This window comes from Streptomyces sp. NPDC041784 (assembly GCF_055591025.1).
In genome coordinates this window covers 211,046-228,963 of sequence record NZ_JBVJAB010000003.1, presented here as the reverse complement: position 1 = coordinate 228,963, position 17,918 = coordinate 211,046, and the positions used below count along the sequence as shown (strand labels likewise).

Here is a 17,918-nt window from a genome sequence, read left to right as displayed (position 1 = left end):
ATGCAGCTCGGTCTGATTGGTCTCGGCAAGATGGGCGGCAACATGCGCGAGCGTGTCCGCCGCGCCGGGCACACCGTCGTCGGCTACGACCGCGACCCCGCCCTCTCCGACGTCAGCGGCCTGCCCGAGCTGGTCGCCCAGCTCGACGCGCCGCGCACCGTCTGGGTGATGGTCCCGGCCGGCGCCCCCACCCAGTCCGTCATCGACGAGCTCGGCGATCTGCTGGAGGCCGGCGACACGGTCGTGGACGGCGGCAACTCCCGCTGGACGGACGACGAGAAGCACGCCGCCGAACTCGGCGCCAAGGGCATCGGCTTCGTCGACGCCGGTGTCTCCGGCGGCGTGTGGGGCCTGGAGAACGGCTACGCCCTGATGGTCGGCGGCGAGAAGGAACACGTCGACCGGCTCCGGCCGATCTTCGACGCGCTCAAGCCGGAGGGCCCGTACGGCTATGTCCACGCGGGCAAGGTGGGCGCCGGGCACTTCTCGAAGATGGTCCACAACGGCATCGAGTACGCCATGATGCAGGCCTACGCCGAGGGCTGGGAGCTGCTGGAGAAGGTCGACTCCGTCACGGACGTGCGCGAGGTCTTCCGCTCCTGGCAGGAAGGGACGGTCATCCGTTCCTGGCTGCTCGACCTCGCGGTCAACGCGCTCGACGAGGACGAGCACCTCGACAAGCTGCGCGGCTGGGCGCAGGACTCCGGCGAGGGACGGTGGACGGTCGAGGCGGCCATCGACAACTCCGTACCGCTGCCCGCCATCACCGCCTCCCTCTTCGCGCGGTTCACGTCCCGTCAGGACGACTCCCCGCAGATGAAGATGATCGCGGCGCTGCGCAACCAGTTCGGCGGCCACGCCGTGGAGTCGAAGGAGTAGTCCGGCCGTGGGGGATCGTCCGCCGGCCTCCCCCACTGCCTCGACCGGCCCGTCGTCGCCGCGTGGAACGTGCGCCCGTGGCCGGTTGACACGGCTCGGAGGGCCCGCCAGAGTCGCGGCTGATGGAGATCAACGATCTGACACCGGCCGAACAGCGCGTCTGGCGGGCCTTCGCCACGGGTACGACCGTCGACTTCCGGGACGGCGGCGAAGGAGCGGTGCGGGCAACGGTGTTGCGGACGCTGCTGCTCAACGGCCCCCGCGAACCGGGCGAAGTGGCGGCCCTGAAGCTGCTGGGTGCCAGGATCACCGGCGTACTGGACCTGCGGTTCGCGAGCTTCGACAGCGTGATCCGTCTGCGGCACTGCCGCTTCGAGGAGACCCCTCGGCTGACCGGCGCCCAGTTCAGCTACGTCAGCCTGCGCGAGTCCGAACTGCCCGGGCTGGAGGCACCGCACATCCGGGTCGACGGTGGTCTGCGGCTGACCCGCTGCCGGATCGCGGGCCTGGTGCACCTCGGCGGAGCGCAGATCTCGGGTGCGCTGCTGCTGGACGGCGCGACGGTCACCGCGACGGACCCCTCGCAGCCGGTGCTCCAGCTCCACCAGATCTCCGTCGACGACGACCTGTGCGCCCGCGGCCTGCGCGCCCAGGGGCTGATCCGGCTGGACGGCGCCACCGTCGCCGGCTCGCTCGATCTGGAGGACGCCGAGCTGTCCCACCCCGGCGGGTTCGTCGTGGCGGCGGAGGCCGTCGAGGTCGGCGCCAATCTGCTCGCCCGCCGGCTGCGCGCCGAGGGCCGGATCGATCTGCGCGGCGCCCGGATACCCGGCCGGGTGGATCTGCTGGACGCACAGCTGTCCAACCCGGGCGGCACCGCGCTGCGGGCCAGCAGCTGTGTGATCGGCGAGTTCTGGCTGCGCCGGGGCCCCCGGGTCGAGGGGCTGCTGAACCTGCGGCGGGCCGAGATCAACCAGCTGGACGTGGAGCCGGAGATGCTGCCCGACCAGGTGCGGCTGCTGGACCTCACGTACACCTTCCTCACCCCGCACGAGCCCGCCGAGCGTCGGCTGCCGATGCTGGAGCGCGACGGCGAGGGCTTCGACCCGCACGCCTACGAGCAGTTGACGGCCGCGTACCGACGGATCGGCGACGACCAGGCCGCCCGGCTGGTCCAGCTCGCCAAGCAGCGCCGCCGCCGCTCCACGCTCCCCTGGTACGGGCGGATGTGGGGCCACCTCCAGGACGCGGCCGTCGGCTACGGCTTCCGCCCGCTGCGGGCCGCCGTCTGGCTGCTGTCGCTGCTGGCCGTCGGTTCGATCGCGTACGCCGGACACCATCCGCCGCCGCTCAAGGCGGCCGAGGCGCCCGAGTTCGACCCGGTCTTCTACACCCTCGACCTGCTGCTGCCGGTGATCTCCTTCGGGCAGGAGAGCGCGTTCGCCCCGACCGGCGGGTACCAGACGCTGGCGTACGTCCTCATCGTCACCGGCTGGATCCTGGCCACGACCGTCGTCGCGGGCGTGACCAGGACGGTCAGCCGGCAGTAGGTCAGCGCACGGCGTGCTGGGCCGCCAGCCGCACCGGCGCGTTGGCGGCGCCGTAGCCCTGGTAGCCGCCGTCGCGCTGGACGAGCTCGAAGAAGACACGGCCGACGGTGTGCGTGTAGCAGTGCCGGAAGACACCGTGCGCGTCCCGGTCGTAGAGGATGCCGAGCGCGCGGTAGGTCTCCAGCTCGCCGTCCTCGAAGGGGAAGCGGGCCGCGAGGTCGTCGTAGTAGTTCGCGGGGATCGGCAGCAGCCGGCCGCCGGCCTCGGTGAAGCGGCGGGCGGCGGCGACCACGTCGTCGGTGGCCAGCGCGATGTGCCGGGCGTGGGCCGTGTCGTCGCCGGGGGCCGCGCCGACGGTGAGCGGGAAGCGGACGCTGCCGTCGGCGTTGGTGACCGCCCGGCTGCGCAGCAGCCCGTAGGGGTCGGCGACGTCGACGCTCTCCTGGGCGTCCAGACCGAGGACGCCGCGGTGGAAGAGGACGGCCTCGTCGAAGTGGTGCCAGGGCTGGGTGAGCGCCACATGGTCGATGCGCAGGTCACGGGGGCCGGCGGGGGTGTGGGGCAGGTCCTCGAAGTCGGCGCGCCAGTCGGGCAGGGGAGGGCGGCGGGTCGCGCAGAGGAAGAGTTCGGTGCCGTCGGGGGCGGCGACCGCGTCGAGCGGGACGTCCTCGGCGGCGCGGCGGCGGGGCAGCACGGGGGCGAGCAGTGCCTCGGCGCGCCGGGCGGCGGCGGCCGGGTCGGGTGACTCCAGGCCGATCGCCGCGAGGGTGGTGCCATCGGTGGGGGTCCCCCCGCGCGGGCGGAGCCGAGTGTGGGGGAGGGCGGCCGGGCCGGTGTTGACCAGGATCCGGGCGTCGCCCTGCTCCCACAGCTCGACGGGCTTGCCGCGGTGCCGGGCGGTCCGGGCGAAGCCGAGCGGGCCGAGCAGCGCGGACACGGGTTCGGCGTCCTGGGTGAGCAGCTCGGTGAAGGCGATCCCGGTCGGCGCGGTGGGCGCGGGCAGGTCCGCGACACCGGCCTCCTCCTGGAGGACGAGCAGGGACCGGCGGGCGTCGACGGCGGTCGGACCGGCCTCGGCCTGCCGGAACACGTCGTTGAAGACCTCCAGGGAGAGGGGCCCCGCGTATCCGGTGCGCAGCACGTGCCGGACGAGTCCGGCGACGTCGAAGCCGCCCTGCCCGGGGAAGCAGCGGTGGTGGCGGCTCCACTGGAGGACGTCCATGCCGAGCAGCGGGGCGTCGGCCAGCTGGAGGAAGAAGATCTTCTCGCCGGGGATGTCCTCGATGCCCTTCGGGTCGGAGCCCCGGGAGAGGATGTGGAAGCTGTCCAGGCAGGTGCCGAGCGCCGGGTGCCCGGCGGACTCGACGATGCGCCAGGCGTGGTCGTACGTGCTGACGTGCCGTCCCCAGGCGAGCGCCTCGTAGGCGACGCGGACGCCGAAGTCCTGGGCCAGATCGGCCAGCCGGCTCAGCTGCTCGGCGGCGAGCGCGTCGTCGTCCTCGGCGAGCGGGGAGACGCTGGAGCAGACCAGGACGGTGTCCGCGCCGAGCCGGCCCATCAGCTCGAACTTGTGCCGGGCGCGGCGCAGGTTGCGGGCGAACTGCTCCTTAGGCACCGCCTCGATGTCCCGCATCGGCTGGTAGAGGTCGACGGTGAGGCCGAGGTCGGCGCAGCGGGCCCGGATCTCCTCGGGGGTGCGGGGGCTGGCGAGCAGGTCGTTCTCGAAGATCTCGACGCCGTCGAACCCGGCGCGGGCGGCGGCGGTGAGCTTCTCGGTGAGGGATCCGCTCAGGGAGACGGTGGCGATGGACGTACGCATCGGGGGGGGACCTCTCTACTTCGGTGCGGGCACGGCCCCGGCCAGTTCGGCGAAGTGCGCGAGCATGGCGGTGCTGTCCGGTTCCCGGCCGGTGAACAGGCGGAACGCGTCCACGGCCTGGAAGACGGCCATGCCGCCGCCGTCGAGCGTGGCGCAGCCCACCGCGCGGGCGGTGCGCAGCAGCTCGGTCTCCAGGGGCCGGTAGACGACCTCGGCGACCCACAGGCCGGGGTGCAGCAGCTCGGCCGGGAAGGGCAGGCCGGGGTGGGCGGCCATGCCGGTGGGGGTGGCGTGCACGATGCCGTCGGTGTGTGCGAGCAGCTCCGGCAGCCGGTCGAGGCCCGCGGCCGCGGCCCGGCCGTCGCCGAAGTGCCGGTTCAGGGAGCCGGCGAGGGCGGCGGCCCGCTCGGGCAGCGCGTCGACGACGGTGACCCGACCGGCGCCGAGGGTGAGCGTGGCGTGCGCGACGGCCGCGCCCGCGCCGCCCGCGCCGAGCTGCACCACCCGCTCCAGCGGGGCGTCGGGCAGACCGCGGGCGAAGGACGCGGCGAAACCGGTGACGTCGGTGTTGTGGCCGACGGCGCGGCCGTCCTCGAAGACGACGGTGTTGACGGCGCCGAGCGCCTCGGCCTGCGGGGCGAGCGCGTCGAGGTGGCGGATGACCAGCTGCTTGCACGGGTGCGTGATGTTGAGCCCGTCGAAGCCGAGGTCGCGTGCGGCGCGCACCAGATCGCCGACCGCCTCGGGGCCGACTCCGAGGACGTCGATGTCGATCAGCCGGTACAGGCAGCGCAGGCCCTGCCGGTCGGCCTCGCGCTCGTGCAGCGCCGGACTGAGCGAGGGTCCGATGCCGGAACCGATCAGTCCGACGAGATACGAGTCCTGGGCGACGTCTGCGGTCACGTCCTTGGTCACGGCGGACCTCCTGAGCGGCTGGCTAATGTACGAACTGGTGAGTTAGTCATAACACCAAGCCGGGCGGCGAGGGAAGCCCTCTCACGGCGCGGGCCGGGGGCGGGCTCCTAGAATCTCTGCACTGCACCCACGCCGCCCACGCCGCCCTAAGGAACCCGATGACCAGCGCCGACGAACCGGCACGACCGAACGGGCGCACCCGTGACGCCGCCCGCACCCAGGCCGAGATCCTCGACGTGGCGACCGAGGAGTTCGCGCGGGCCGGTTACGCCGGGGCCCGGGTCGACGACATCGCGGCCCGCACCAGCACCACGAAGCGGATGATCTACTACTACTTCGGTGGCAAGGAGCAGTTGTTCACCGCCGTCCTGGAACGGGCGTACGGCGTGATCCGCGAGGCCGAGCAGCGGCTGGACGTGGAGCACCTGGACCCGGTGGCGGCCATCCGGCGCCTGGCCGAGGTGACCTTCGACCACCATGAGCAGCACCCGGACTTCATCCGCCTGGTGAGCATCGAGAACATCCACGAGGCCGAGCACATCGCCGCCTCCGAGAAGCTCGGGCGGATCGGCTCCCCGGCGCTCGACGTCATCCGCCGCATCCTCGCCGCCGGCCAGGAGTCCGGCCTGTTCACGGCCGAGGTGGACGCCGTCGACCTGCACGCGATGATCAGCTCGTTCTGCTTCTTCCGGGTGGCCAACCGGCACACCTTCGGCGCCCTGTTCGGCCGTGACCTGGTGGATCCGGGCCGGCGCGAGCACTACCGGACCATGCTCGGCGACATGGTGATCGCGTATCTGACCGCGGAGCGGACGACGGAGCGGACGACGGGCTGAGGGCGGACCGGGGGCACGGGCTGAGGGCCGCGGGAGACCGGCGGCCGCGTCGGCGGCCGTACGGCACGACCTCTTGACACCCGGGAAACCTAGGCGCAACATCCCTTCCCACCGGGACTAACTATCCAGTGGGTTAATTAGCCGCGATCCGGCGCCACACCTTCCTCCCCCCTCTCCCCCCGCACCCCTCCCCTTCCTCCGCTCACTCCACCTACGTTGGAGTTCCCTCGAAGGAGCACGCCGTGTCCGTCCCCGCCGCACCCCCCGGCCAGCCGAAGAAAGCCGCCACGGCGGCGTGGATCGGCAGCGCGCTGGAGTACTACGACTTCTTCATCTACGGCAGCGCCGCCGCACTGATCTTCCCGAAGGTCTTCTTCGACGAGTCGGACCCGGCCACCGCGACCCTGCTGTCGCTGGCCACCTTCGGTGTCGCCTACGCGGCCCGCCCCGTCGGCGCGCTCTTCCTCGGCCACTTCGGCGACCGCGTCGGCCGCAAGAAGATCATGGTCTTCACGCTGATCCTGATGGGCGTCTCGACGTTCCTCATCGGCTGTCTGCCCACCCGCGACCAGGTCGGCACCCTGGCGCCGGTCCTGCTGGTCGCCTGCCGGGTCCTCCAGGGCATCTCCGCGGCCGGCGAGCAGGCCAGCGCCAACTCCATGACCCTCGAACACGCGCCACCGCAGCGGCGCGGCTTCTTCACCAGCTTCACCCTGAGCGGCACCCAGGGCGGACAGCTCCTGGCCACCCTGGTCTTCCTGCCGGTCGCGGCCCTGCCCGAGGACCAGCTGCTGTCGTGGGGCTGGCGGGTGCCGTTCTGGCTGAGCGTCGCGGTCGCCGTCGTCGGCTTCGTGATCCGCCGCAAGTTGGACGAGACCCCGGCCTTCGCCGCGCAGCAGGCCACCGGCGAGGTCGTCAGGCTGCCGCTGGCGGTGCTGCTGCGCGAGCACTGGGCGGACGTCCTGCGGGTGGTGGCCGGTGCGCTGGTCGCCTCGGTCAGCACCATCTTCACGGTGTGGGCGCTGGCGTACGCGACCAGCGACTCGGTCGGGATGAGCCGTTCCTCGATGCTGTGGGTGGGCGCGCTGGCCAACCTGGTCGCGCTGGCGGCCATCCCGGCCTGGGCCACGCTCTCCGACCGCATCGGCCGCCGTCCGGTGTTCCTGATCGGCGCGGCCGGCAGCGCGGTGCTGATGTTCCTCTACCTGTGGGCGATCTCCACCGGCTCCTACCCGCTGATCCTCGTCCTGGGCATCGTCACCTTCGGTGTGGTCTACAGCGCCGCGAACGGCGTGTGGCCCTCCTTCTACGGCGAGATGTTCACGACCCGGGTCCGGCTGTCCGGGATGGCGATCGGCACCCAGATCGGCTTCGCCGTGGCCGGTTTCGCGGTCACCTTCGCCGCCGAGATCGCGGGCCCGAACGGTGACGACTGGTCGTCCGTGGCGCTCTTCACGGCGGCGCTGTGCGTGCCGCCGGTGATCGCGGCCCTGTCCGCCCGGGAGACCGCGAAGGTCCCGACCGAGCGGCTGGGCGAGCGGTCCGCGCCGGAGTCCTCGGCGCGCGAGACGGTCACCGCCTGACCCCGTCCCCCGGGTGCCCGAGCCCCCGGCCGCCCTCGCGGCGCCGGGGGCTCGGGCCTGTCCGGCGGGAGGCTCACTCGACGACGTCGACGGTGTCGGGCCGGGGAAAGGGCAGCATGTCCCAGCCCAGGGGCCACCCCTTCGTGCGGGGCTCCCCCGGTTCGGCCCCCAGGACTCGGGGGATCCGCCACGTCCACCACTGCCCGGTGATCTCCTCGTGCCCCGGCCAGGGAATCGTCGCCGCCCGGAACCGCTCGTCGAGCGCGTCCAGCTCGGGCCGCCGAGCGGCCCGCACCTCCTCCGGCAGCCGGCGCCAGAGCCCGGCCAGGCGGGTCCGGCACCCGAGGTCGTTCGCCAGTTCGGGCGCGCTCCACCCGTAGCCATCCTCCACCTCCTCCACGAGGTCGAGCCAGCGGCCGAGCAGCTCGTGGGCCGTGCGCAGCACGGGGCGCGGGTCGTCCTCGGGCCGGGTCACCCCTCGTTGCTCCCCCGGGGGATGCCGTACGCGCGCTCCACCCGCAGCCGCAGCACCAGACGGCGGTCGCGGACCATGGCGGCGCGGTAGTCCTCCCAGTCGGGGTGCTCGCCCCCGACGTCGCGGTAGAGGCGGACGAGTTCCTCGACGGTGGCGTCGTAGGGGTCCTCGGCGACCGGCGTCAGGTCGGCGGTGGCCTCGACGACCGTGTAGGCGCGGTGGCCGGGGGTGGTGACGTGGTACGACGCGCGCGGATCGCGGCGCAGGTTGCGGGTCTTGGCGCGGTCGTCCGTGACGGAGATCCGGATGACGCCCTCGTCCGGATAGTAGTGGTGGCTGACGTTCGACAGCTGGGGCCGTCCGTCGCGCTTGAGGGTGACCAGCACGCCGGTGCGGCTCTCGGAGAGCAGCGCGAGCAGTGCGTTGCGCGTCGAGTCCTGAGTCATGTCCCGCACAACCGAGCGCCGCCCGGGGCGCATTCCCGCGGCAGATGAGTAGACACTGTCTACTCACCCTGGTAGACAGTGTCTATGAGTGCTCCCGAGAAGCCCGATCCCGACCTTCGGACCCGTCTCGTCGACGTCGGCGTGGACCTGGTGGCCCTGGAGGGGGTCGGCGCGCTGACCCTGCGGGAGATCGCCCGCCGGGCCGGCGTCTCGCACGGGGCGCCCCGCCGCTACTTCCCCACGCACCTGGAGCTGCTGTCGGCGATCGCCCGCCGCGGCTTCACCGAACTGTCCGTACGGGTGACCACGACCCTCGGCGACGGCAGCGCCGGCCCGCGCACCCAGCTCTCCGAACTGGGGCGTACGTACCTGGAGTTCGCGCTGGACAACCCCGGCATGTACGAGCTGATGTTCCGTCACGACCTGCTGGAGAGCGGCCATCTGCGGCTGCGGGACACCAGTCTGCCGCTGTTCGGCGTCCTGGTGGACCTGGTCGGACGGGTCCGCCCGGGTCGCGCCGCCGACGCCCGCGCGGTCGCGGCCGCGCTCTGGGCGAACCTGCACGGCATCGCCCAGCTGTGGGGTTGGGGCAGCCTCCAACTCGCCACGGGAGCCGACGACTTCACCCCGCTGCTGCGCACCGCCCTGGACGCGCACCTCGGCCCGGAGGACGGCCGGTGAACCGCCCCCTGACGCTGGCGAGCAGTGTGGCGGGCGCCGTGATCGTCGCCCTCGACGGCACCGTGCTCACCGTCGCCCAGCCCACCCTGCGGCACGATCTGCACGCCTCGGTCGGGCAGGTCCAGTGGACTGGCACCGGCTATCTCGTCGCCGTGGCCGCCCTGCTGGTGTTCGCGGGACGGCTCGGCGACCGGTTCGGGCACCGCCGGGTCTTCGCCGTCGGCATGCTCGGCTTCGGCGCCGCGTCGGCGGGCATCGCGCTGGCGCCGGACGTGGCCTGGGTGATCGGACTGCGGGTGGTGCAGGGGGTGTTCGGGGCGCTGCTGCAACCCGCCACGCTCGGGATGCTGCGCGCCGCGTTCCCGCCGGAGCGGCTGCGCACCCCGATCGCCGTGCGGACGGCGGCCATCGGGGTGGCGGCGGCCGCCGGTCCGGTGGTGGGCGGGGCCCTCGCCACGGAGTTCGGCTGGCGGTCGGTGTTCCTGCTCAACATCGTGCCCGCCCTGCTCTTCGGGGTGCTCGCCCTCGCCTCCCGGGAGGAACCCCGGCCGGCGGCCGACGGCCCGCTGGACGTCCCCGGCGCCCTGCTGCTCGGAGCGGCGCTGGCCTGCCTGGTGCACACCCTCGTGACCCTCCCGGCCCTGACCTGGTCGGCGCCGGTGGCCCTGCTCACCGGGGCCGCCTTCGTCCGGCACGAGCGCCGCGCCCCCGCGCCGTTGCTGCCGGCGGACGTGATCGGCTCCCCGGGCGTCGGCGCCGCCCTCGCGCTGCTGGTCACGGTGTCGGCCGCGCTCAACGGCGGACTGTTCGCCTGCGTCTACGTCCTCCAGGACGGCCTCGGTCTGACCCCGCTGCACAGCGCCCTGCTCGCGCTGCCGCTGGCGGTGCTGCTGATCGCCGCCGCGCCGGTGTCGGCCGTACTGCTGCGCCGGACCGGTGCCCGCGGCACGGTCGCGGGGGCGACGGCGGTGCTCGCCACCGGCCTCCTCGTCCTGGCCGTCGCCCCCGGCCAGGCCGCGTTCTGCGCCGGGTTCGCGCTGGTCGGCGCCGGGTTCGGGACCGTGATGGTCGCCGCCACCCATGTAGTCGTACGGCAGGCCCCCGTGGCGTCGGCCGGGGTCGCGGGCGGGCTGCAGCAGACGGCGATGAACATCGGCCCGGTGCTGGGCGTGGCCTCGGCGACCGTCCTCATGGGCACCGGCGCGGACCGCTCGCCCCTGGTGCTGCTGGCGGTCGCGGCGGTGGCGGCCCTGCCGGTCTGCCGGGCCCTGCCGGGCCGTTCCCCGCACGTCCCGGCAGGTCGTCCGGCCGAGGGAAGCGACACACCCCACACCCGGCACGGCCGCGAAACGGGTCCGTACGCCCGTTCCCTAGGCAACGATGAGCACTGAGGTCGTCCGGAGTGACCGGCCGGACCGTACCTCGCACGAGCGCACCGGAGGAGAACGATGGCACTGCTGCGACAAGAGGTCGACCCGAGCGAGGTCGGACTGGACGCGAAGGCGCTGGACCGTCTCGACCAGCATGTCGCCCACTTCGTCGACGAGGGACGGCTGCCGGGGTTCCTGCTGGCCGTCTCGCGGGGCGGCCGGGTCGCGCACCTCACCACGCACGGCCGCCGCGACCTCGCCAAGGGGCTCCCGGTCGAGGCCGACACCCTGTACCGGATCTACTCGATGACCAAGCCGGTCACGTCGGTCGCCGCCCTGATACTGATGGAGGAGGGGCGGCTGCGGCTGGACGACCCGGTCGCCGACCACCTCCCGGCCTTCGCCGACCGGCGGGTCCACGTCGGCGGCTCCGGCAGGGATCTGCGGACCCGCCCGGCCGAGCGGCCCCTGCTCGTGCGGCATCTGCTGACCCACACCGCGGGCCTGACCTTCGCCTTCTACCACTGTCACCCCGTCGACGCCCTGTACCGCGAGGCCGGTCTGGAGTCGGCGGTGCTGCCCGGCTCGAACCTCGCCGAGACCGTCGACGCGTACGCGCGGCTGCCGCTCCAGTTCGAGCCGGGCACGCAGTGGAACTACTCGGTGGCCACCAATGTGCTGGGCCGGATCATCGAGGTCGTCTCCGGGCAGCCCCTCGACACGTTCCTCGCCGAGCGGATCTTCCGCCCGCTGGGCATGCCCGACGCCGGCTTCCAGGTCACCGGCGCACAGGCCCCCCGGCTGGCCGAGCTGTACGGCGACACCGACCGCGGCGGTATCGAGCCGATCGCCGGGCTGCCGCTGACCGGCCGCCCCCGCTTCCTGTCGGGCAGCGGCGGCATGGTGGCGACCGCCTACGACATCCACCGCTTCAGCGAACTGCTGCGCCGCCGCGGCGAAGTCGACGGCGTCCGGCTGCTCACCCCGCAGACGGTGGACCTCATGACCCGCAACCACCTGCCGGGCAACGCCGATCTACGGGCCTTCGGCAGCCGCCCCGCCCACGACGAACCCGGCAACGACGGGGTCGGCTTCGGCCTGGGCGTCTCCGTGGTCATCGACCCGGAGCGCACCCAGGCCCCGTCCGGCCTGGGCACCTACGGCTGGAGCGGGGTCGCCACCACCACCTTCTGGATCGACCCGAGCCGTGATCTGAGCGTGCAGTTCCTGACCCAGCTGAGGCCGAGGCGGTCGCTGAAGCTCTACCCCGACCTCAAGCGGCTCGTCCACGAGGCGGTGACGGACTGAGAGGCGGTGCCGGACCGACCGGTCAGCCGTTCTCGCGCAGGGTGAACTCCAGTCCCTCCCGGGCGAGTTCGCCCAGCCACTCGGCGGAGCGCTCCGGGGTCTCGGCCGCCCGGTGCAGGCCCGGCGGCAGACCGCCGTCCAGGATGTGCCGGACGCCGAGCGCGAGGGTGCGGGACACGCACCGCGCCATCGCGCTCTCCTCCTCGTCGCCCACCAGGTCCAGGAGATAGCTCCCGGACCACACCGGGCCGCCTCCCGCGTCGACGTCCAACGACACCGCGAGCACCACCCGGTCCCGGTCGGCGTCCGTCGTCGGGTAGGTGTCCGCCAGTTCACGGGCCAGCGCGGCGATCCGGTCGTCGTCGCCCGCCGTCAGCTCCTCGAACACCGGGCCCCAGGCCCGCAGCCAGCCGTCGAGCCGGAGGGTGCCGCGGACGAAGGTCTCCGGCTTCCAGGCCGCGGGCAGCCCGTACTGCTCGATGAACGGCACGCTGTCCCGGTTGGGGTAGACCTCGAAGGTCTCCCCGTCGACGACGTGCCGGCTCGTCGCCTCCCAGGGCCGCCCGGCGACCGTCTCGGTGCCGTCCTCGACGTAACGGGCGGGCGAGCGCAGGGCGTTCAGCACCCCGAGGGGAGCCCAGCTGAAGCGGTAGCGGAAGTCGTTCGGTACGGCCGGGACGCCCCCGCAGTACGAGGTCAGACGGTACGAGGCCGCCGTGCCGGCGCCGACCGCCGCCCGGGCGCGGGCGACGAGGACGTGCGCGAAGAGATGGTCGATGCCGGGGTCGAGTCCGGCCTCGGTGAGGACGGTGATCCCGGCCCGCTCGGCGGCCGGCACCTGCTCCAGCACCGCGTCCGAGACATAGCTGGAGCACGCGAAGTGGGCCCGCCCGGCCACGCACGCGGCGAGCAGCGGGCCGTGCTCGGGCGCGGGCAGCATCGACACCACGACGTCCCCGGGCGCCAGTTCGGCGGTGAGCGCCTCGAGGGTGTACGCGCGCGGCTCGGCGCGCCCGGTCAGGCCCAGCGCGGCCAGGGCCCCGGCGGCCCGCTCGGCCGTGCGGTGCCACAGCCGTACCCGGCCGGCGCGTGCGCAGAGGTCGGCCAGACCGCTGCCGGTGGACAGTCCGGCGCCGACCCAGTGGACGGTGCCGCTGGCGGGGACGTGATCAGACACGGCCGGACGTCCCTTCCTCGACGCCGAGTCCGGCGCACGCCTGACGGAAGCGTTCCAGACAGCGCTCCCACGGGGCGCCGGCGAAGTCGAGCAGCTGCGGCAGCAAGGCCCGCGAGAAGTCCGTGGCGGCCTCGCGCGGCAGCAGGGACGGCAGGTTGTCGATGGCGATCAGGTCGAGCGGGGGCTCCTTGGCCAGCCGGCGCACCGGGTCCGTCCACTCGGTCGTCCGGTCGTACACCGGCAGCACGTTGAGGGGCGAGCCCACGTCGCAGGTGACGTCGGACAGGGTGCGCAGCCGGCGGGCCGGGTCGTCGAGGTCCTCCTCGCGGACGAACGGCGGCACCGGGGTGGTGGCGAGGACGCAGTTGACCATCACGTCGTGGTCCAGCAGGGCGCGCCGGTCCAGGTCGCGGGTCTCGGCGAGGTCCCAGCAGGTCGGCTCGACGCCGGCCGTGGCGAGGGCGGCCCGGGCACCCCGGCCGCTGCGGCCCAGGGCGCCGACGACGAGGGCGGTGAACTCCTGGTCGCCGGGGAGCGGGCGCAGGATCCGGTCCAGCTCGTCCTTGTCCGTGGGGCGCAGGGGCGCGGTCAGCCGGTCCCGCTGCCGGAGCACCGCGAGGGCCGCGCCGAGGTAGCCCGCCCAGAAGCCGAAGGCGGCGAGGCGCCGGCCCTGGTCGTCGACGAGGTACTCCAGGTCGAGCAGGGCTCCGCCGCCGGCCGCGAAGCGGCGCAGCAGGTCCGCCGCGCCGGGCTGCTGCTTGTAGGCGTGCCCGAAGAAGACATGACTGTGCGTCAAACGGGCGGGTTCGTCGGGGAGTTCCTTCAGGCCGAGGATCACGGCGTCGCGCGGCGCCGACACCCAGGAGCCCGCGGGGGCGATACGGGCGCCGACGGCCTCGTACTCCTCGGCCGGGAAGATCCGCTGGGGGGACTCCTCGACCGTCAGCCGGATCCCGGCCTCGATCAGGCGGCGGGCGTCGTCGGGGACGACCGGGGTGCGGCGTTCGGTGGAACGGACCTCGTGGCGCAGCCACAGATGCAGGTCGGTCATACGCGGTTGGCCTCCGGACGCGGGGCGTCGGCCGCGAACCGGCCGGCGCTCAGGGGGGTGACGTCCACGAAGGGTACGCGGCCGAGGTACAGGTCGCGGACGACCTCGCCGACGGCGGGTCCCTGGAGGAAACCGTGGCCGGAGAAGCCGGTCGCGTACAGGAAGCGGGAGACCGAAGTGGCCTCGCCGATCAGGGCGTTGTGGTCCGGGGTGACCTCGTACAGGCCCGCCCAGCCGCCGGTGCGGCGCAGGTCGAGGAGGGAGGGGGCGCGCCGCTCCATGGCGGCGGCGAGGCGGGGGATCCACCGGTCGTGGGTGTCGGTGGCGAAGCCGGGGCGCTCGTCGGGGTCGGACATGCCGACCAGGAGACCGGGGCCCTCGGCGTGGAAGTACAGGGTGCTGGTGAAGTCGATGGTCATCGGCAGGTCCGGTGGGAGGCCGGGGACGGGCTCGGTGACCGCGATCTGCCGGCGCAGCGGCTGTACCGGCAGGTCCACGCCGGCCATCGCGCCGACGGCCCGGGACCAGGCGCCGGCCGCGCAGATCACCGTGTCGGTGGTGATGCGGCCCAGGGTGGTGGTCACCGCGGTGATGGTGTCGCCGCGCGTCTCGATGCCGGTGACCGCGGTGTGCCGCAGGATACGGGCGCCGCGTCGGCGGGCGGCGGCCGCGTAGCCGTGGACGACCGCCTCGGGGGTGCAGTGGCCGTCGTCGGGTGAGAACGCGGCGGCCAGCAGTCCGTCGGTGCGGATCAGCGGGGAGAGGCGGCGGGCCTCGGCGGGGTCGGTCATGCGGCTGGGCACGCCGAGCGCGTTCTGGAGCCGGACGCCCGCCTCGAAGGAGGCGACCTCCTGCGGCGTGGACAGAAGGAAGAGATAGCCGACGCGGCGCAGTGCGATGTCGGCCCCGATCTCCTCCCCGAACCGTGCGAACGCCTCCAGGCTGCGTGCCCCCAGCTGGATGTTCAGTTCGTCGGAGAACTGGGCGCGCACCCCGCCCGCGGCCTTCGAGGTCGACCCGGCGGCGAGTTCGTCCCGTTCCACCAGCAGGACGTCAGGGACGCCGGCGGCGGCCAGATGGTAGGCGATGCTCGTGCCCATGACTCCGCCGCCGATGACGACGACCGAGGCGTGCGTGTTCACGCGGGCGGCTCCTTTCGGCGGCGGCCCCGGCCCAGGTACCGAGGCCGGGGCTGTCGCGTGCCGTGACCGTCGTGATCCCTACCCGTGCGGGCTGCGATCCGCACACACCGGGACGACGGCTCGAAGCGCGCTCAGGACCAGTGTGCGACCGCGTCCAGGTGCGGCAGCCGGTGGTCCAGGCGCTCCCGCTTGGTGCGCAGGTAGGTGATGTTGTTCTCGCAGGGCTCGATCAGCAGCGGCACCTCCTCGGCGACCTGGATGCCGTTGTCCACCAGCGCCTCGCGCTTGCGCGGGTTGTTCGACATCAGACGGACCGAGCGCACGCCCAGGTCGCGCAGCATGTCGGCGGCCACCTTGTAGTCGCGGGCGTCCACCGGGAAGCCGAGCGCGACGTTCGCCTCGACGGTGTCCAGGCCCTCGGCCTGCAGGGCCATCGCCCGCAGCTTGCCGAGCAGTCCGATGCCCCGGCCCTCGTGCCCGCGCAGGTAGACGATGATCCCGCTGCCCTCGGCGACGACGGACCGCAGCGCGGACGCCAGCTGGTCGCCGCACTCGCAGTGCTGCGAGCCGAAGGCGTCGCCGGTGAGGCACTCGGAGTGCAGCCGGGTCAGGACGTCCTCGCTGCCGATCTCGCCGTAGACCAGGGCCACTTGTTCGTCACCGCGGTCGTGGTCGAGGTATCCCACCGCCTGGAAATTCCCGTACACGGTGGGCAGCGGCGCATTCACGACGCGTTCCACGCCGGTGCGCTGCGAGGTCTTCGTGCCGAGTACGCCTATTTTCTCTGTCATGATCTGATTCCTAAGCGGAGACGAAAGGCCGGGAAAAGATGAGTGGTTCGGAGATTCGGACGGCGGCGTACGGTCTGCTGCCCACGGACACCACGCTGGACGTCCGGGCCCGCGGGGCCGCCGTCGCCACGCAGGTGGCGGTCCTGCCCGTCGGAAGCTTCGAACAGCACGGTCCGTACCTGCCGTTGGCCACCGACACCCTGGTCGCCTGCGCCATCGCGCGGGAGATCGCCGAGGCATACCCGGTGCATCTCCTTCCGCCGGTGACCATCGCCTGCTCGCACGAGCACGCGGCCTGGCCTGGGACCGTCAGCATCTCCTCCGTGACCCTTCACGCGGTGGTACGGGACATCGCGGCGTCGCTGCGCCGCTCGGGCGTCGAGGCCCTGGTGCTGGTCAACGGACACGGCGGGAACTACGTCCTGGGCAACGTGGTCCAGGAGTCCTCCGCCCGCGGTGAGCGGATGGCGCTCTTCCCGGCCCCGGAGGACTGGGAGGCGGCGCGGGAACGGTCCGGGGTGGAGACCTCGCTCCTGACGGACATGCACGCCGGGGAGATCGAGACCTCGATCCTGCTGCACGCCCATCCCGAACTCGTACGGCCCGGTCATGAGTCCGCCGATTTCGTCGCGGACGACCGTCGCCATCTGCTCACACTGGGAATGTCCGCCTATACCGATTCGGGCGTCATCGGCCGTCCCTCCCTGGGGTCCGCGGAAAAGGGGAAGGAACTCCTGGCGAGCCTGGCGGATTCCTTCGGGGCGTATGTCGAATTGCTCACCTCGGACGCCGGGGCTGCTGGCTCCGACTCCGAGTAGGCGGCGTCGGGGCCGGTCGCGCCGGCCCCGGCCGCACCGGCGCGCAGGGCGGCGTACCAGCGGACGACCAGGACGACCAGGCCCGGCAGTGCCGCCACGAAGCTCAGCACCCCGTACACCACGGAGACCGCGAAGCCGGTGCCCGCGCCGAGGCCGGCGGCGCCGAACGCCCAGGCGGTGACGCCCTCGCGGGGGCCCCAGCCGCCGACGTTCAGCGGCAGGCCCATCGCGAGCAGGGCGAGGACCGCGATCGGCAGCAGGGCGAGCACGGAGGCGGTGGAGCCGGCGACCCGGGCGGCCACGACGAACATCCCGAGGTGCCCGGCGAGCACGACCAGGGACGACAGCGCGACACCGGGTCCGTTGCGGCGGGACAGCAGTCCCTCGCGCGCCTCGGCGAGGATCGCCCGCGCCCGGCCGCCCCGGGCGGGCGCCGAGGACCTGTTCATCCGGACCGCGAGGACCACGGCGAGCGCGCCCACCCCGGCGAGCAGGACGAGCGGGGCGAGGTGGCGTACGTCGTCCATGACCGGGGACGGCAACGTGAGCAGGACCGTTACTCCGGCCACGGCCAGCGCGATCTGGCCCGCCGTGCGCTCCAGGACCACGGCCCGGACACCGCGGCCGACGTCACCGGCGCTCTGCCCGTGCCGCACCGCGCGGTGCACATCGCCGAGGATGCCGCCGGGCAGGGCCGCGTTCAGGAACAGCGAGCGGTAGTAGTCGGCGACGGCCGCGCCCAGCGGCAGCCGGATCCGCAGCCCGCGGGCGACCAGCGCCCACCGCCAGGCGCTGAACACGGTGGTGACGGCGCCGATGCCGAGCGCCACCAGCAGCGTCGGGGCGTCGATCCGGCGCAGCCCGTCCAGGAAGACGCCGGTGCCCATGCGCCACAGCAGGACGGCGAGGATGACGACCCCGGCGACGGTCCCGGCGTGGGTGCGCAGGGCACGGGAGGCGAGCAGCCGGCGCAGCGCGGACGGCCCGCCGTGCGACTCGGTCACGATGACGCCGATCCGGGCGTCGGACACGGCGGGTCCGGTGCGGTTCACCGCGGGCGCGCGCGGCGGCAGCCGT

General features: G+C 73.4%; 16 protein-coding genes and 1 pseudogene. 8 read left to right on the top strand and 9 right to left on the bottom strand.

Features of this window, described 5'->3' with window-relative positions:
* On the top strand, positions 1 to 879 hold the full coding sequence (gnd, locus tag ACZ6D7_RS07810) for a phosphogluconate dehydrogenase (NAD(+)-dependent, decarboxylating) (RefSeq protein ID WP_469485110.1): 879 nt from the start codon (positions 1 to 3) through the stop codon (positions 877 to 879).
* Between the two features lie 122 nt (positions 880 to 1,001).
* A complete protein-coding gene (locus tag ACZ6D7_RS07805; RefSeq protein WP_469485108.1) occupies positions 1,002 to 2,429 on the top strand; it encodes a pentapeptide repeat-containing protein in 1,428 nt (475 codons plus the stop codon).
* Position 2,430: 1 nt separating this feature from the next.
* On the opposite strand, the gene ACZ6D7_RS07800 is transcribed toward ACZ6D7_RS07805, so the two are convergent.
* Both ACZ6D7_RS07800 and ACZ6D7_RS07795 read right to left on the bottom strand, forming a co-directional pair.
* Entirely contained in the window at positions 2,431 to 4,248 is a 1,818-nt protein-coding gene (locus tag ACZ6D7_RS07800; RefSeq protein WP_469485105.1) for a bifunctional sugar phosphate isomerase/epimerase/4-hydroxyphenylpyruvate dioxygenase family protein, read from the bottom strand.
* Positions 4,249 to 4,263: 15 nt separating this feature from the next.
* Positions 4,264 to 5,163: a shikimate dehydrogenase gene (locus tag ACZ6D7_RS07795; protein ID WP_469485103.1), complete on the bottom strand. Its 900-nt coding sequence runs from the start codon at positions 5,161 to 5,163 to the stop codon at positions 4,264 to 4,266.
* A gap of 158 nt (positions 5,164 to 5,321) precedes the next feature.
* Between ACZ6D7_RS07795 and ACZ6D7_RS07790 the strand changes: the two genes are divergently transcribed.
* Both ACZ6D7_RS07790 and ACZ6D7_RS07785 read left to right on the top strand, forming a co-directional pair.
* Complete coding sequence (locus tag ACZ6D7_RS07790) at positions 5,322 to 5,999, top strand: TetR family transcriptional regulator (protein ID WP_469485100.1); 678 nt, start codon at positions 5,322 to 5,324, stop codon at positions 5,997 to 5,999.
* 242 nt (positions 6,000 to 6,241) lie between these two features.
* On the top strand, positions 6,242 to 7,582 hold the full coding sequence (locus ACZ6D7_RS07785) for an MFS transporter (RefSeq protein ID WP_469485098.1): 1,341 nt from the start codon (positions 6,242 to 6,244) through the stop codon (positions 7,580 to 7,582).
* 73 nt (positions 7,583 to 7,655) lie between these two features.
* Here the strand turns inward: ACZ6D7_RS07785 and ACZ6D7_RS07780 are convergent, their stop codons facing one another.
* Both ACZ6D7_RS07780 and ACZ6D7_RS07775 read right to left on the bottom strand, forming a co-directional pair.
* The gene (locus tag ACZ6D7_RS07780; RefSeq protein ID WP_469485095.1) at positions 7,656 to 8,057 is read right to left on the bottom strand and encodes a hypothetical protein; all 402 of its coding nucleotides are present in this window, start codon (positions 8,055 to 8,057) and stop codon (positions 7,656 to 7,658) included.
* A complete protein-coding gene (locus ACZ6D7_RS07775; protein ID WP_469485093.1) occupies positions 8,054 to 8,503 on the bottom strand; it encodes a PPOX class F420-dependent oxidoreductase in 450 nt (149 codons plus the stop codon). The genes ACZ6D7_RS07780 and ACZ6D7_RS07775 overlap by 4 nt, the downstream gene beginning before the upstream one ends.
* 84 nt (positions 8,504 to 8,587) lie before the next feature.
* Between ACZ6D7_RS07775 and ACZ6D7_RS07770 the strand changes: the two genes are divergently transcribed.
* From ACZ6D7_RS07770 to ACZ6D7_RS07760, 3 genes are read left to right on the top strand one after another with little or no spacing between them, the layout of a single operon-like run.
* The gene (locus tag ACZ6D7_RS07770; RefSeq protein ID WP_469485090.1) at positions 8,588 to 9,184 is read left to right on the top strand and encodes a TetR/AcrR family transcriptional regulator; all 597 of its coding nucleotides are present in this window, start codon (positions 8,588 to 8,590) and stop codon (positions 9,182 to 9,184) included.
* Entirely contained in the window at positions 9,181 to 10,575 is a 1,395-nt protein-coding gene (locus ACZ6D7_RS07765) for an MFS transporter (RefSeq protein WP_469485087.1), read from the top strand. Before ACZ6D7_RS07770 ends, ACZ6D7_RS07765 begins: the two co-directional genes overlap by 4 nt.
* Before the next feature lie 57 nt (positions 10,576 to 10,632).
* The gene (locus ACZ6D7_RS07760; RefSeq protein ID WP_469485083.1) at positions 10,633 to 11,862 is read left to right on the top strand and encodes a serine hydrolase domain-containing protein; all 1,230 of its coding nucleotides are present in this window, start codon (positions 10,633 to 10,635) and stop codon (positions 11,860 to 11,862) included.
* Positions 11,863 to 11,884: 22 nt separating this feature from the next.
* Here ACZ6D7_RS07760 and ACZ6D7_RS07755 read toward each other — a convergent pair whose 3' ends face one another.
* The 4 genes from ACZ6D7_RS07755 to ribA all read right to left on the bottom strand — a co-directional run bounded on the left by ACZ6D7_RS07755 (position 11,885) and on the right by ribA (position 16,023).
* Positions 11,885 to 13,039 (bottom strand): saccharopine dehydrogenase family protein, encoded by a 1,155-nt coding sequence (locus tag ACZ6D7_RS07755; RefSeq protein ID WP_469485080.1) that lies wholly within the window; start codon positions 13,037 to 13,039, stop codon positions 11,885 to 11,887.
* Positions 13,032 to 14,090 carry a saccharopine dehydrogenase gene (locus ACZ6D7_RS07750; protein WP_469485077.1) on the bottom strand — a complete coding sequence of 353 codons (1,059 nt, stop codon included), beginning with the start codon at positions 14,088 to 14,090 and terminating at the stop codon, positions 13,032 to 13,034. Before ACZ6D7_RS07750 ends, ACZ6D7_RS07755 begins: the two co-directional genes overlap by 8 nt.
* On the bottom strand, positions 14,087 to 15,232 hold the full coding sequence (locus ACZ6D7_RS07745) for an NAD(P)/FAD-dependent oxidoreductase (RefSeq protein ID WP_469485075.1): 1,146 nt from the start codon (positions 15,230 to 15,232) through the stop codon (positions 14,087 to 14,089). The genes ACZ6D7_RS07750 and ACZ6D7_RS07745 overlap by 4 nt, the downstream gene beginning before the upstream one ends.
* A 131-nt stretch (positions 15,233 to 15,363) precedes the next feature.
* Entirely contained in the window at positions 15,364 to 16,023 is a 660-nt protein-coding gene (gene ribA, locus ACZ6D7_RS07740) for a GTP cyclohydrolase II (RefSeq protein ID WP_469485072.1), read from the bottom strand.
* Positions 16,024 to 16,061: 38 nt separating this feature from the next.
* Between ribA and ACZ6D7_RS07735 the strand changes: the two genes are divergently transcribed.
* Complete coding sequence (locus ACZ6D7_RS07735; protein ID WP_469485069.1) at positions 16,062 to 16,841, top strand: creatininase family protein; 780 nt, start codon at positions 16,062 to 16,064, stop codon at positions 16,839 to 16,841.
* A gap of 143 nt (positions 16,842 to 16,984) precedes the next feature.
* Here ACZ6D7_RS07735 and ACZ6D7_RS07730 read toward each other — a convergent pair.
* Positions 16,985 to 17,728, bottom strand: a pseudogene (locus tag ACZ6D7_RS07730) (lysylphosphatidylglycerol synthase transmembrane domain-containing protein); the annotation flags it as partial.
* Positions 17,729 to 17,918 lie beyond the last annotated feature (190 nt).

Coding starts and splice junctions, on each gene's coding strand:
- gnd (WP_469485110.1), top strand. CDS start 1: ATGCAGCTCGGTCTGATTGGTCTCGGCAAGATGGGCGGCAACATGCGC.
- ACZ6D7_RS07805 (WP_469485108.1), top strand. CDS start 1,002: ATGGAGATCAACGATCTGACACCGGCCGAACAGCGCGTCTGGCGGGCC.
- ACZ6D7_RS07800 (WP_469485105.1), bottom strand. CDS start 4,248: ATGCGTACGTCCATCGCCACCGTCTCCCTGAGCGGATCCCTCACCGAG.
- ACZ6D7_RS07790 (WP_469485100.1), top strand. CDS start 5,322: ATGACCAGCGCCGACGAACCGGCACGACCGAACGGGCGCACCCGTGAC.
- ACZ6D7_RS07775 (WP_469485093.1), bottom strand. CDS start 8,503: ATGACTCAGGACTCGACGCGCAACGCACTGCTCGCGCTGCTCTCCGAG.
- ACZ6D7_RS07770 (WP_469485090.1), top strand. CDS start 8,588: ATGAGTGCTCCCGAGAAGCCCGATCCCGACCTTCGGACCCGTCTCGTC.
- ACZ6D7_RS07760 (WP_469485083.1), top strand. CDS start 10,633: ATGGCACTGCTGCGACAAGAGGTCGACCCGAGCGAGGTCGGACTGGAC.
- ACZ6D7_RS07750 (WP_469485077.1), bottom strand. CDS start 14,090: ATGACCGACCTGCATCTGTGGCTGCGCCACGAGGTCCGTTCCACCGAA.
- ribA (WP_469485072.1), bottom strand. CDS start 16,023: ATGACAGAGAAAATAGGCGTACTCGGCACGAAGACCTCGCAGCGCACC.
- ACZ6D7_RS07735 (WP_469485069.1), top strand. CDS start 16,062: ATGAGTGGTTCGGAGATTCGGACGGCGGCGTACGGTCTGCTGCCCACG.